The sequence below is a fragment of the Curtobacterium citreum genome (assembly GCF_006715175.1).
In the GTDB taxonomy this organism is placed as follows: domain Bacteria; phylum Actinomycetota; class Actinomycetes; order Actinomycetales; family Microbacteriaceae; genus Curtobacterium; species Curtobacterium citreum.
Genome location: NZ_VFMQ01000001.1, coordinates 3,005,461 through 3,017,535, shown reverse-complemented (window position 1 = coordinate 3,017,535; position 12,075 = coordinate 3,005,461). Strand labels below are relative to the sequence as shown.

The 12,075-nt window shown below is 69.7% G+C and carries 11 protein-coding genes and 1 tRNA gene; 10 read left to right on the top strand and 2 right to left on the bottom strand.

The features are described 5' to 3' along the window. Window positions 1-107 precede the first annotated feature (107 nt). From FB462_RS14205 to FB462_RS14175, 7 genes are all read left to right on the top strand, one after another. Window positions 108-779, top strand: coding sequence for a GntR family transcriptional regulator (locus FB462_RS14205; RefSeq protein WP_114850493.1), 672 nt, complete (start codon window positions 108-110; stop codon window positions 777-779). 108 nt (window positions 780-887) lie between these two features. Further along, on the top strand, window positions 888-2,195 hold the full coding sequence (locus FB462_RS14200) for an LCP family protein (protein ID WP_114850492.1): 1,308 nt from the start codon (window positions 888-890) through the stop codon (window positions 2,193-2,195). A gap of 364 nt (window positions 2,196-2,559) precedes the next feature. Next, window positions 2,560-2,648 (top strand) — tRNA-Ser (locus FB462_RS14195). Window positions 2,649-3,029: 381 nt separating this feature from the next. Then, complete coding sequence (locus tag FB462_RS14190; RefSeq protein WP_167510123.1) at window positions 3,030-3,431, top strand: ImmA/IrrE family metallo-endopeptidase; 402 nt, start codon at window positions 3,030-3,032, stop codon at window positions 3,429-3,431. Further along, window positions 3,418-3,885: a hypothetical protein gene (locus FB462_RS14185; protein ID WP_141862540.1), complete on the top strand. Its 468-nt coding sequence runs from the start codon at window positions 3,418-3,420 to the stop codon at window positions 3,883-3,885. Before FB462_RS14190 ends, FB462_RS14185 begins: the two co-directional genes overlap by 14 nt. A 694-nt stretch (window positions 3,886-4,579) precedes the next feature. Next, the gene (locus FB462_RS14180; RefSeq protein ID WP_141862538.1) at window positions 4,580-5,254 is read left to right on the top strand and encodes a hypothetical protein; all 675 of its coding nucleotides are present in this window, start codon (window positions 4,580-4,582) and stop codon (window positions 5,252-5,254) included. Window positions 5,255-5,263: 9 nt separating this feature from the next. Then, complete coding sequence (locus FB462_RS14175; protein ID WP_114850489.1) at window positions 5,264-5,578, top strand: cold-shock protein; 315 nt, start codon at window positions 5,264-5,266, stop codon at window positions 5,576-5,578. Between the two features lie 496 nt (window positions 5,579-6,074). Here FB462_RS14175 and FB462_RS14170 read toward each other — a convergent pair. Further along, window positions 6,075-7,237 (bottom strand): IS3 family transposase gene (locus FB462_RS14170; protein WP_114850488.1). Its coding sequence is split into 2 segments (ribosomal slippage): window positions 6,075-6,958 and window positions 6,958-7,237, totalling 1,164 coding nucleotides; the frame shifts between segments, so codons are not numbered across the junction. Between the two features lie 345 nt (window positions 7,238-7,582). Here FB462_RS14170 and FB462_RS14165 point away from each other — a divergent pair. Next, window positions 7,583-8,578: a glycosyl hydrolase family 18 protein gene (locus FB462_RS14165; RefSeq protein WP_114850487.1), complete on the top strand. Its 996-nt coding sequence runs from the start codon at window positions 7,583-7,585 to the stop codon at window positions 8,576-8,578. 27 nt (window positions 8,579-8,605) lie between these two features. Here the strand turns inward: FB462_RS14165 and FB462_RS14160 are convergent, their stop codons facing one another. After that, window positions 8,606-9,607: a LacI family DNA-binding transcriptional regulator gene (locus FB462_RS14160; RefSeq protein ID WP_141862536.1), complete on the bottom strand. Its 1,002-nt coding sequence runs from the start codon at window positions 9,605-9,607 to the stop codon at window positions 8,606-8,608. 104 nt (window positions 9,608-9,711) lie between these two features. On the opposite strand from FB462_RS14160, the gene FB462_RS14155 reads away from it, so the two are divergent. Both FB462_RS14155 and FB462_RS14150 read left to right on the top strand, forming a co-directional pair. After that, window positions 9,712-10,917, top strand: a complete 1,206-nt coding sequence (locus FB462_RS14155) for a Gfo/Idh/MocA family protein (protein ID WP_141862534.1) — start codon at window positions 9,712-9,714, stop codon at window positions 10,915-10,917. Next, on the top strand, window positions 10,914-11,921 hold the full coding sequence (locus tag FB462_RS14150; protein ID WP_114850484.1) for a sugar phosphate isomerase/epimerase family protein: 1,008 nt from the start codon (window positions 10,914-10,916) through the stop codon (window positions 11,919-11,921). The genes FB462_RS14155 and FB462_RS14150 overlap by 4 nt, the downstream gene beginning before the upstream one ends. Window positions 11,922-12,075: the final 154 nt, after the last annotated feature.

The window sequence follows — 12,075 nt, the reverse complement described above, 5'->3', positions numbered from 1 at the left end:
CTGCAACCCTCGTGGGATGCTCCTCCACACGGCGTGCTCGTCCGACTCCATCCACGGCTCCACGGCGACCGGCGAACCCGGCGGTCGCCGTGGCTGACCATGACTGGATGGAACGCGCATCGGCCTCCGCCGGCGGTGTCCCGGACCCGTCTGCCATCCGCCGCAGTCTGCTCCGGGACGCGGTCTTCCTCAAGCTGCTCGAGAACGTCCTGCGCGGGGTCTACCGGCGCGGGCAGCGGCTCCGGCTCGACGACATCGCGAACGACATGCAGGTGTCGCGGACCCCGGTGCGCGAAGCCCTCGTCCCGCTCGAGGCACTGCGGCTCGTCAGCGTGCAGCGGTACATCGGCGTGGTGGTCGCCCAGTGGACGGTGGGGCAGATGGTCGAGCGGCTCCGGATCACGCGCAGCCTGGTCGGGGAACCCCCTGTGGCGGCGCCCGCGACGGTCGAACGCTTCCGTCCGGAGTGGCTCGACGACTGTGCGACCGAGGCCGGGGCACTCGTCGAGCTCGGGTCCTGGACCCTCCGACGGCGTGGGGCGCTCATCAGTGCCGACTGGCTGGTCGCGCAGCGGGCCGTGCTCGACATGTTCTTCACGGACGACGTCGCCGCAGCGAACGGCATCGACGCGGTCGTCGGGCGGCGTGAGCGCCTGCGGCAGGTCGAACGGGCGCTCGCCGCGGCGGAACGCGACCAGGTCGACGAATGTGCGGCGGTGCTGGTCGGCCTGTCCCGCGACCTCATCGCACTCCCCGAGCGGTTCCGTTCGGCGGCGTGACGGGGTCCCGTCGCTCGGTCGCCCGACGACGAGGGCTTCGCACGGGATCGCCAGGATCGGTGTTGCAGTCTGGTTCGCCGGTGATGTCCGCGCACGACAGGGAGCACGATGAACGACGTCCGGGACCGGTCCCACCGGCTGAACCGAGCGACCGGCATCGCACGCCACGGACGCCTCGGCCGACGCCACCCGCTGCGGTCGGTCACGAAGGTCCTGTCAGGTGTCGCTGCCGTGGCCCTCGTGAGCACCGCGTCGGTCGCCGCCATCGCCGCGAAGCAGGTCACCGACGACTTCGGTGACGGCGTCGCGATCCAGGGGCAGCCAGCAGCGAAGGCACACGACACCGAGCTGAGCTCGTACCAGGGCGGCTTCAACGTGCTCGTCGTCGGCACGGACAACGACCCAGCGCAGGGGACCGACTACGGCGAACGGGACGCCACGCTCAACGACGTCACCATCCTGCTGCACGTCTCGGCCGACCACTCGAACGCGACCGCGGTCAGCATCCCGCGCGACCTCGTCACGCCGATCCCGGCGTGCCAGAAGCCGGACGGCAGCGGATCGACGCCCGCGATGGCGGCGCAGCCGATCAACTCCGCGTGGGGTGACGGGGGGCTGAACTGCGTCGTCCAGACCGTGCAGGGCCTGACCGGTCTGCCGATCCAGTACTCCGCCGCCGTGTCGTTCAAGGGCGTCATCGAGATGTCGAACGCCATCGGCGGCGTTCCGGTGTGCGTCGCCCAGCCGATCCACGACCGCTACACCGGGCTCGACCTGCCCGCCGGGACGAACACGTTGCAGGGGGACCAGGCCCTGGCCTTCCTGCGGACCCGGCACGGTGTCGGTGACGGCTCCGACCTCGGGCGGATCTCGAGCCAGCAGGTGTTCCTGTCCTCGTTGCTGCGGACGGTGCAGTCGAACGACACACTGACCTCGCCCCCGACGCTCTACAAGCTCGCGCGGGCCGCCGCCTCGAACATGCAGTTGTCCCAGAGCCTGAACGACGTCGGGACGATGGTGCAGATGGGTCGGGCGCTCCAGGACCTGCCGCTGTCGCAGGTGAACTTCGTGCAGTACCCGGGCACCACCGGCGGGACCGGTGTCTACGCGGGCAAGGTCCAGCCGACGACCGCTCTCGCCGACCAACTGTTCGCCAAGATCGAGGCGGACCAGTCGTTCTCGCTCGGGGCGGACAGCACCGGCATCGGGTCGGAGCAGGCGCCGGCGACGGCGGCACCCGCCGCCCCGGCGGCACCGTCCACGCCGTCGGCCCCGGCCCCGTCCGCGTCGGCTCCGTCGGCGTCGGCTCCGCCCGCATCATCAGCGCCCGCGGTGCCGTCGTCGGCCGACACGATCGACGGCCTGCAGGGGCAGTCCGCCGATCAGCAGACCTGCTCGCGCGCGTTCGGCTCCTGACCGGCCTCGCGAACGGCCCGGTAGCAGGCGCCGGGGTGCCGGACGCAGCGTCGCAGGGGTCGCAGAACCAGAGCGGGGGCGCGGACCTGGTCCGCGCCCCCTGTCCGTTCCCCTCCGAGCGCCGCGCGATCGGGCGCGCCGGGCTCGGATCGAGTGGGAACGGCGTCCGGTGCTGTGTCGCGACTGCGAGGGAGAACCCCGGAATGTGATCGTCGCGTCCCGATGATGCTATTGACCGGGGTACGTCCCGACAACCCCCTGGTGTCCCCACTTCAGGGGACCGGCAGGTTCGCGCCGTCTCGCGCCGCGTTCGTGGGGGTGCTCGTCCTCCTGTATGGTGGTCGCAGCACTCGCGAGAGTGCGTGGAGACGTCGCATAGTCAGGCCGAGTGCACCACCCTGCTAAGGTGGAGTCCCCCTTAGGGGACCGAGGGTTCAAATCCCTCCGTCTCCGCACCGGGGATGTTAACGGTCTCGACCCGTCCATGTTGATGGGTCGAGGCCGTGCATCTCAATGTTGGTGCGGATCGAAGAGCTGGCTTTCGGAAGCACGCGGCGCTCCGTGCGACATCAACTCTGGCCCATGCGACCTCGGCTCCCGTGCCGTCAGTGGTATCGAGGTTGTGCCTGCGGTGCGACCTGCGTTCGGTCTGCATCCAGATCGCGCCGTAGCGGAGGGAACAGACGAGCCGCTGCTAGCGTTTGATTTTGCGACGCACGTGTGGAGGGAGGTCTGACCATGGCACTTGTCAAAGACGTAGCTCGGTCCGCGGCCCTCCGTGCCCTACAGCAGCACTGGGACGGGCAGATCCCAGTCGACCCGGCACGTATCGCGATGAAGCTCGGCATGCGCGTGTACCGTGCCTACCTCGACGATGACGAGTCGGGGAGGATCAGCAAGCGTGCTGGGGAACCGGCCGAGATTGTCATCAATGCAAACGAGCCGCTACTGCGGCAGAACTTCACGTGCGCCCACGAACTCGGCCACTGGTTCGAGAGAGAGCGCCAAGACGACGGTGAGTATTCGTTCGTCGACCATCGCAATGCCAAGCCCAACGACGCGCGCGAGTGGTTCGCAGAGCATTTCGCGGCTAATCTGTTAATGCCGACGCGCGAGTTCATCGCTGCAGCGGACGAGGGCCTCAGCGTCGCGTCGCTGTCGGATCGCTTCGTCGTCTCGCAGCCGGCAGTCCGCAGCCGTCTCCGCGCTCTCGGACTTCTCGATGGCGGGCATTGACGACAACTTGGGTCTTCAGAACGATTCGGAGCCGGATGTTGATCCTCCATTCAACTTTGGTGAAGAGCCAGCAGAAGATCTGAGCGGAGACGTTCCCTACCGGCTTCAGCCGAACTGGCAAGAGGCAATCGTCCGCATGCAGACGGCGTCGACACCGGTCGACGACTACGAAGCGGCGCGGAACAAGCAGGCCGAGGAGGTCGCGAACCAGGCTGGCCAAAACACGAAGTGGAGGCCGGTCCTGTTCTGGACTGTGTACGGGATCGTGCTCGCGTTCGCTACCGTGAGCGTCCTCGGGATCGTGGCTTACATGATCTACTTCGGCAAGGAAGCAAGCCCCGTGGTTCTCAGCACTTGGGCGGGGGGTAGCGTGGCGCAGGTAGTCGGCCTGATGCTCGTCATCACTCGTCATTTGTTTCCCCAAACGCACGATCCGATGATCCCGGAGAAGTAGCCAGCACGGTCCCGCGAATGAACGCGGTGTGGCAAATTCAACTTACGTGCGCGCCGTGCCTGAATCCCACTGAACGAGCAACGCGCGCTCCGTGAACGAGGCGACCCGTTCTCCACTTCAAGCGACCAGGTCGATGATGAACGAGCACGGAGTTCCTAGTGCCTCCGACCGCGGCCACCGGACGTCGCGATTAGCGACGGGGACTGATGCCGTGCTTTGCGGCTTGGTGCTCACGCCGTGGCTCTCTGGGACGCAGTGGTTCATGTATCGCCGAACGGTGAACTGATGCGACTCCGGAACGCCGCCGACTTCCTCGGCCTCACCCGCCGCAAAGGGCGACGATCGTGGCGATCATCCGCCAGCGACACCGGTACGATCCTCATGGTGTTCGCGTTCGGCGGTTTCATCACTGCCTTCGCATTCTTGCTGAAGGAACGGTTGGCTAGCGCTGGGCTCTTCGCGATTGCCGGCGTGATTTGCCTACTCCTTGGAGGACTCTGCTTGCTCCTCGGTCGCGCTAGACGACCTCGCCAGAAGTGAGCGCAGCCGTCAACTGACGCAGTGGTGGCAAGCCGGACGCATCTGTGCGTTGGGTAGCCGCGTGGCTACCCGATCATTCGAGGGGATGACGCGACCCGCGTCGCAGCTGCGGTAGAAGGGATCACACGGCACTCGGCCGTACGAGGGGAGCACCATGCGAATCACATCGAAGCGCTCGGCACTGTGGGCATTGCCACTGGGGGCCGTCCTTCTTTCACTCACTCTTGCGGCGCCGGCGCATGCCGACGCCACCACGGCTGACACTGATCAGCCTGTTCTCTCAAGCACGCTGACGATCACCAACAGCGACGGAACATCCAGCACGACATCCTCGACCGGGACCTTGCAGTCCGTCCGAGACGTCACTCCTGCCGATGACGTCAACGCGGATCAGCCGGCGCAGGTCGCGAGTCGGGCAGCGGCAAGCCCCGCAGTCGCCGGGCCACAGGGGACGAAGCTTCTCTGCAACAAGTTCTACAAGTTCTCGGACGCAAACCTCAGCTACACCGTGCAGCACCAGTGCGGAGGGAACACCGTCCCGTGGGGCATCAAGCTCTCGCCAGCCGCCTGCGCGACAGCTACGGGCCTCGTCACCGAAGCCCCGCAGCACTGGACGAAGAACGGGAAGTCGCAGCAGGCTCAGTCGGGACACACGGTGAACTGCTCGTACCAGTTCCACGGTAACTACAGCGGCTCGCCCGACGGAACGCACATCGCCTACTCGGGCGTGTACACCTGGCGTGTGAAGGGCAACGGTACTGCGACCCTTCAGGTGTACGGATCGTTCACCGCAACGGGCAACCGCTGCGGGTCGGCTACCTCCTGCTAGGGATCTCCGATGCCAGTGCCAGGGGTCGTCCGCAGCTGGGATGGCGACGAAGGTTGGGGTGTTGTCGACGTCGATGAGGTTGACGGCGGCGTCTGGGTGCACTTCAGCGCGATCGAAGGCCGAACCTTCGGCTACCTCGCCGTCGGCGAACCCGTCGGGGTGGAGTGGGAAATGACTCCTCACCCTCCCTATCAGGCTCAGGCAACACGAGTCCTCGTTGATGAGAGCGAGGGTCTTCCGGCCGGGGCTGCCGCCTCCGGTGTCCTCAACTCCCAGTTGACAATCGAGTGGGACACGAAGAACGACGACCAGTCAAAGAACTGACGTTTCGACGAGGGCGCCACGGGCTTCCGGTTCAACCGGAAGACCGTGGCGCCCTTTTGTTCCCCGTAGACAGCTAGCCGCGCACCTCGCTGCTGAATCGGTTTGAGCTTGCTCCTGCTCCTGGACCGTGCGGGTGCTGGGGTGCCGGAGTCGATGTCGGAGCGGGAGTACGGCGTCAGTCGGGAGACGGTCCACACCTACCTCCGTTACGAGCAGTTGGAACCGTAAGCAGTCTCAGGTCGTTGCCTCCCGGGGTCGGGGCGTGTCCGGTTGTGGTCGGTACGGTGACGGCATGCCGCTCATTACGGACACCCGCCGTGGGGACTGGTTGCGTGCTCGTGTTGGGGGGTGGGCGACGCCGGGTGGCGTCGTCGGTACGGGTTTCGCGGCGTACGCCCGAGTGCTGCACCCCTTGTATGCCTACCGGCACAGCTTCGCTACCGTCGACGGCTCAGACGGTGATGGGGACTGCTGCAGGTTCGGTTGACTCATTCGTTTAGGCCGCGAGTGCGACCTGTGGGTTGATGATCGTCTCGTACTCGATCGGGGTCAACTTGCCGAGACCTCGTTGCCGTCGTTTCCGGTGGTAGGTCGCTTCGATCCAGGTGATGATCGCGAGCCGGAGCTCTTCCCGGGTGGCCCATCGTGTCCGGTTGAGGACGTTCTTCTGCAGGAGCGCGAAAAAGGATTCCATCGCCGCGTTGTCCGCGCACGCCCCGACCCGCCCCATCGACCCAAGCAGCCCGGCGTCCTCGATCGCACGGACGAAGCGCTTGGAACGAAACTGGCTGCCGCGGTCCGAGTGCACGACCGTCCCGGCCGGGTTCCGGCGCTGCACTGCCATCTGCAGGGCCGCGACGGCGAGCGAGGAACGCATCCGGTCACTGATCGAGTAGCCGACGATGCGCCGCGAGCACGCGTCCTTGATCGCGCAGAGGTAGAGCTTGCCCTCACCGGTCCGATGCTCCGTGATGTCCGTCAACCACAACCGGTCCAGATCCGGTGCCGTGAACGCCCGTCGGACCCGGTCGTCGTGCACTGGTGGTCCCGCCTTGCGGTGCAGGCCGCGTTTCTTCGCGTGCAATGACCAGAGCCGCTGCTGGGAGCACAACCGCCACACCCGCCGTTCCGAAACCCGGTGGCCGGCCGCTTGGAGGTCGTCGGCGATGAACCGGTACCCGAACGTCGGGTCATCCCGGTGCGCGTCAATCGCAGCGTTGGTCAGGTGCGCGTCGTCCCAGTCGCGGTTCGACACGGGGCTCGCACGCCACCGATAGAACGCCTGCTTCGAGAATCCCAGCACCCGGCAGGCCACCGCGACCGGGATCCGGTCTGCGGCGAGTTCGAGGACCAGCGGGTAGATCATTTTGGGAGCTGCGACTGGGCGAAGTACGCCGCCGCCCGGCGGAGGATCTCGTTCTCCTGCTCGAGCAACCGGATCCGTTTCTGCGCGTCCCGCAGCTCCGCCTGCTCGACCGCTCTCCCCGACGGAGCCGCTGCAGCGCTGATGCCGTCGTCGCGGTCCGCGAGGCGCAGCCAGCGGGCCAGGCAGGACTCGGACACTCCGAAGTCCTTCGCGACCTGCCGCACCGACGCCTCACCCTTCCGAGCGACCGCGATCACATCACGGCGGAACTCTTCCGGATACGCCTTCACCATGGCGCACATCCTTCCAGCAGGAACCAGTGCCCCTACCTGTCAGGAGTCAACCAAACCTGCAGCAGTCCCGTAGCCACGGTTTGAGTCTCGACCGTGGCTTAGTCACGACCGAGGCCCTGCCGCCGATCGGATGCCCGTGAGAGCTGCGTGGCTGGGCCGTGACGCTGACTCGGCCATTCGCGCCCCGTCCCACGAGACGCCCCGGATCTGCCGAGACGCCGCCGATGTGGCGACACGGTGTCGAACAGGGCGGCGTCTCGCTCGCCTGGCGGCGTCTCGCCCGCCTGCGGCCGCCACCGGACGGGTGGCACGCCCCGCGTCCGGCCGTCGGCTACCGTAAGCGGCGTGCTCCGTCGGTCAGGTGTCGCGGTCGTCCTCGTCCTGTCGGGCGTCGTGCTCGCCGGGTGCGCGACCGCGCCCGGGTCGAGCGCGCCGGCCGTCGAGGCCTACGCCGAACCCGGGTCCGGCATGGTCGACCGGGTCACCGCAGCCACCGAGCACGCGGCGACGATCGGCGTCGACGGCGTCACGCTGACCGAGGACGGGTCGGGGCTCCGGTCGGTGCCCGACGGCGTGCGGGACCTCGCGCGCGCGGCCGACCGCGGTGGTGCCCGGTCGGAGCTCCTCGTGAGCAACTACTCGGAGGCGCTCGGCGATTTCTCGCCCGAGGTCGGCACGGCGCTCCTCGGTGACGCCGGGAACCGCGAGCGCGTCGCACGGCAGCTCGCCCGGGCTGCATCGCGCACCGGCTCCGACGGCGTGCAGGTCGACCTGGAGTCCCTGCGTGCCCGGGACCGCGACGGCCTCGTGGCGTTCGCCGCGGTCCTCGTCGACGCCGTGCACGACGAACTCGGCCCCGACGCCGAGGTCTCGATGGCCGTGATGGCTTCGATTTCAGCTGCGGGGTTCCGCGACACGGGGTACGACCTCCGCGCCCTCGCCCGGCACGTCGACCGGTTCGTCCTCATGACCTACGACGAGCACGGGCCGTGGAGCGACCCGGGCACGATCGGGGCGCTGCCGTGGGCGGAGCGGGTGGTCGTCGCGGCCGAGCGCGAGGGGCTGCCGGCCGACCGGATCGACCTCGGGGTCGCGGGCTACGGGTACGTCTGGGGTGGGGGCGACGCTGGGCAGGTGTCGCCCGCCTACGCGCGGACCCTCGCGGGGGACCGGGCGCGGTGGTCGGACCGGACCGGGGAGTGGTCCGCAGCCCTCGCGAACGGCCGTGCGCTGCACTGGTCGGACGCGCGGTCCTACCGGGCACGGGTCGCGCTCGCCCGGGAGCTCGGGCTGCACGGCGTCGCGCTCTGGTCCCTCGGGACGCAGCCCCTGCCGGACTGATCGGCGGGGCCAGCACTGACCAAGGGCTCAGGGCCGCGGTGGCGCCGTGGTCGACCGGACGACGAGCGACGGCGGCACGAGCAGGCGCAGCGGTGCCGCGTCCGGCGTCGGTGCCCCGATCAGCCGGACGAGCCGCTCGGCCGCCAGTCGTCCGACCTCGTCGTTGTGCGGGTCCACCGTCGTCAGGCGCACCAGGGGCGATCCCGCCAGCGGGGTCTCGTCGTGCCCGATGACCGACACGTCCTCGGGGACCCGGAGTCCGGCGTCCCGGACCGCCGCGATCGCGCCCATCGCCATGACGTCGTTCGCGGCGAACACCGCCGTCGTGTCCGGGTGCTCCGCGAGCGCACGACGGGTGCCCTCGTAGCCCGTGGCCTCGGCGGTGGGGCCGTCGCCGACGACCACGGGGGTGACGCCGGCGGCGACCATCCGCTCGACGGCGGCGGCGCGGCGGGCGGCAGCCGGGCCTCCCGAGCCGGTGACGTGGACGATGTGCCGGTGACCCAGCTCGAGCAGGTGAGCGGTCGCGGACCGGCCGCCGGCGGCCTCGTCGGAGGCGACCACGTCCAGGCCGGACGGGACGGTCGCCCGTTCGCCCGCGACCACGACCGGGACGTCCGCCGGGACGACGGCGTCGGCGAAGCCCTCGGCGGCGAGCACCACCCCGTCGACGCGCAGGGACAGCAGGTCGTCGAGCGGCGACGAACCGAGGTGTTCGTTCGCGCGGGTGTCGGCCAGCGTCAGCCGCAGGCCGTGCGGGGCGAGGGCCGCGCGGATGCCGTCGAGCATCGGGACGTACCAGGGATTCCGGAAGTCGTCGACGACGACGCCGATCGTCCTGGTGCGGGTGCCGGCGAGGATCGCGGCCGCCCGGTTCGGCCGGTAGCCCAGGTCCGCCGCGGCGGCGAGGACGGCGGACCGCCGGGCGGGGGAGACACCCGGGTCGTCGCGCATCACCATCGAGACGAGGGACTTCGAGACGCCGGCGCGTGTGGCGACGTCGATGATCGTCGGCGGGCGAGGGGACACGCGGCTCCTTGACAGGACATGGACTGCTCGGGCTACAGTACCGCCAACGAGTCTGGAACGTTCCAGAATCGGTTGGAGCCACCTCGTCTCGAAGGAGAGCACGCATGGTCGACAGCATCGGGGTCGCCGTCATCGGCGCCGGCATGGCGGGCAAGGCCCACATGGCGGCGTGGCGGAACGCCCCCTCCCTCTTCGCCCCGACGCTGCCGCCTGTGCGGCTCGTCTCGGTCGGCGACGTGGACGAACCGCTCGCCGCCGCCGCGTCGCGGCGCTTCGGGTACGAGCGGCACGACACCGACTGGCGGGCGATCGCCGCGGCCGACGACGTGGACGTCGTGAGCGTCGTGGTCGCGAACCGCCTGCACCGCGAGGTCGTCGAGGGGCTCCTCGCCGCGGGCAAGCACGTGCTGTGCGAGAAGCCGCTGGCCGACTCGCTCGACGACGCCCGCGCGATGGCGGACGCCGCCCGTGCCTCCGTGGCGACCGGCGTGCTCGGCCGGGTCGGCTTCACCTACCGACGCGCCCCAGGGCTGGCCGCGATCCGCGAGCTCGTGCAGGACGGCACGCTCGGCCGGGTCCTGCACGTCGCCGGGCGCTACTGGACCGACTACGGCGCCTCGCCGGACGTGCCGTCCTCGTGGCGCTTCACCGGGATCCCCGGCACCGGGGCACTCGCCGACGTCGGCTCGCACCTGGCGTACGTCGCCGAGTTCCTCGCCGGCCCGGTCGCGAGCGTCAGCGGAGGCGCCTTCACGACCGCGATCACCGAACGGCCCGTCGCAGCGGGGAAAGTGCTCCGCGGGCAGCAGGCCGCGACGACGGGCGAGACGGCGACGGTCACGAACGACGACCACGCCACGTTCGTCGCGCGCCTGGGTGACGGCGCCGCGGTCGGGACCTTCGAGGTGTCCCGCGTCGCGACCGGGCACCCGAACGGCCTGGTCGTCGACGTCCTCTGCGAGCGCGGCTCGGCGCGCTGGGACCAGGAGCGGCCGTCCGAGATCGGGCTCGCCCTGCAGTCCGACGGACCGCGGACCGGCGGGTACCGGCAGGTCGTCCTCGGACCCGACCACCCCTACGTCGCCGGGGGCATGGCGATGGACGCTCCCGGGGTCGGCTGGGGCCAGAACCAGATGTTCGAGTACCAGGCGCGCGCGTTCCTCGACGAGGTCGTCGGAGCAGCCGACGCCCTGCCGGCGAACGCCACGTTCGACGACGGCGTGCACAACATGGAGGTCCTCGACGCGGTGGTCCGCTCCGCGGCGGCCGACGGGGCGGCGCAGACCGTCCGGCAGGCGGTGCACGCATGAAGCTCGGGCTCTACGGCGCGATCCTGCACGACCGGCCGCTCGCCGACGCGCTCCGGGTGGTCGCCGAGAACGGCCTCACCGGCATCGAGCTGAACACCGGCGGGTTCCTGCCCCCGGTGCACGTGCCGGACGTCGACGCGATCCTGGTCGACGACGGTGCGCGGGACGCCTTCCTCGCGCAGTTCGACGGCACCGGCGTCGAGATCGCCGGACTGAACTGCAACGGCAACCCGCTGCACCCCGACCCCGTGATCGGTCCCGCGCACGCCGAGGACGTCCGTCGCAGCATCCGACTCGCGGCGCGACTCGGCCAGACCCGGGTCGTCACGATGTCCGGCCTGCCGGCGGGGGAGCCCGGCGGCACCCGGCCGAACTGGGTCGTGAACGCCTGGAACTCCGCGGCGCTCGACGTGCTCGAGCACCAGTGGAGCGTGGCCGTGCCGTTCTGGCAGGAGATCGACGCCCTGGCGCGGGAGCACGGCGTGACCGTCGCCCTCGAGCTCCACCCCCAGAACCTCGTGTTCAACGTCGCCACGATCCGCGAGCTCGTCGATCGCGGCGGCCTGACGAACGTCGGGGTCGAGCTCGACGCGTCACACCTGTTCTGGCAGCAGATGGACCCGGTCGCCGTGGTCTGCGAGCTCGGACCGCTCGTCGTGCACGCCGCGGCCAAGGACGTCCGGGTGAACCCCGCCGTCGCGCTGAACGGCGTGCTCGACAACTCGTTCCGGCGGCTGTCGCCGGACGAGCCGCGGACGAACCTCGGCGGGGACGAGTGGGCGAACGCGTGGCCGACACCGTCCGCCTGGGACTTCGTCGCGCTCGGCAAGGGGCACCCGACGGCGTACTGGACGGCGTTCCTCGAGGCCCTGCACGCGGTCGACCCGGACATGCTCGTCAACATCGAGCACGAGGACACCGAGCTCGGTCGCGAGGAGGGGGTCGCCGTCGCGGCCGAGGTCCTCCGGGCCGCGGAGGCGGCCCGCGTCGCGCAGACCGGATGACGTGACCACAGGGCGGACGGGAGGCACGTGGCGGCGCCGCCACGTGCCTCCCGTCCGGTGGTGGACGCGACCACGGCCGCCCGCCGGAACGCCCCGATGTGTCCTCCGGATGACCGGTGACGCATCCTCCGGTGGCTGTCACCGCGCCGTTGTA

Coding starts and splice junctions, on each gene's coding strand:
- FB462_RS14205 (WP_114850493.1), top strand. CDS start 108: ATGGAACGCGCATCGGCCTCCGCCGGCGGTGTCCCGGACCCGTCTGCC.
- FB462_RS14200 (WP_114850492.1), top strand. CDS start 888: ATGAACGACGTCCGGGACCGGTCCCACCGGCTGAACCGAGCGACCGGC.
- FB462_RS14190 (WP_167510123.1), top strand. CDS start 3,030: ATGAAGCTCGGCATGCGCGTGTACCGTGCCTACCTCGACGATGACGAG.
- FB462_RS14185 (WP_141862540.1), top strand. CDS start 3,418: ATGGCGGGCATTGACGACAACTTGGGTCTTCAGAACGATTCGGAGCCG.
- FB462_RS14180 (WP_141862538.1), top strand. CDS start 4,580: ATGCGAATCACATCGAAGCGCTCGGCACTGTGGGCATTGCCACTGGGG.
- FB462_RS14175 (WP_114850489.1), top strand. CDS start 5,264: ATGCCAGTGCCAGGGGTCGTCCGCAGCTGGGATGGCGACGAAGGTTGG.
- FB462_RS14155 (WP_141862534.1), top strand. CDS start 9,712: ATGGTCGACAGCATCGGGGTCGCCGTCATCGGCGCCGGCATGGCGGGC.
- FB462_RS14150 (WP_114850484.1), top strand. CDS start 10,914: ATGAAGCTCGGGCTCTACGGCGCGATCCTGCACGACCGGCCGCTCGCC.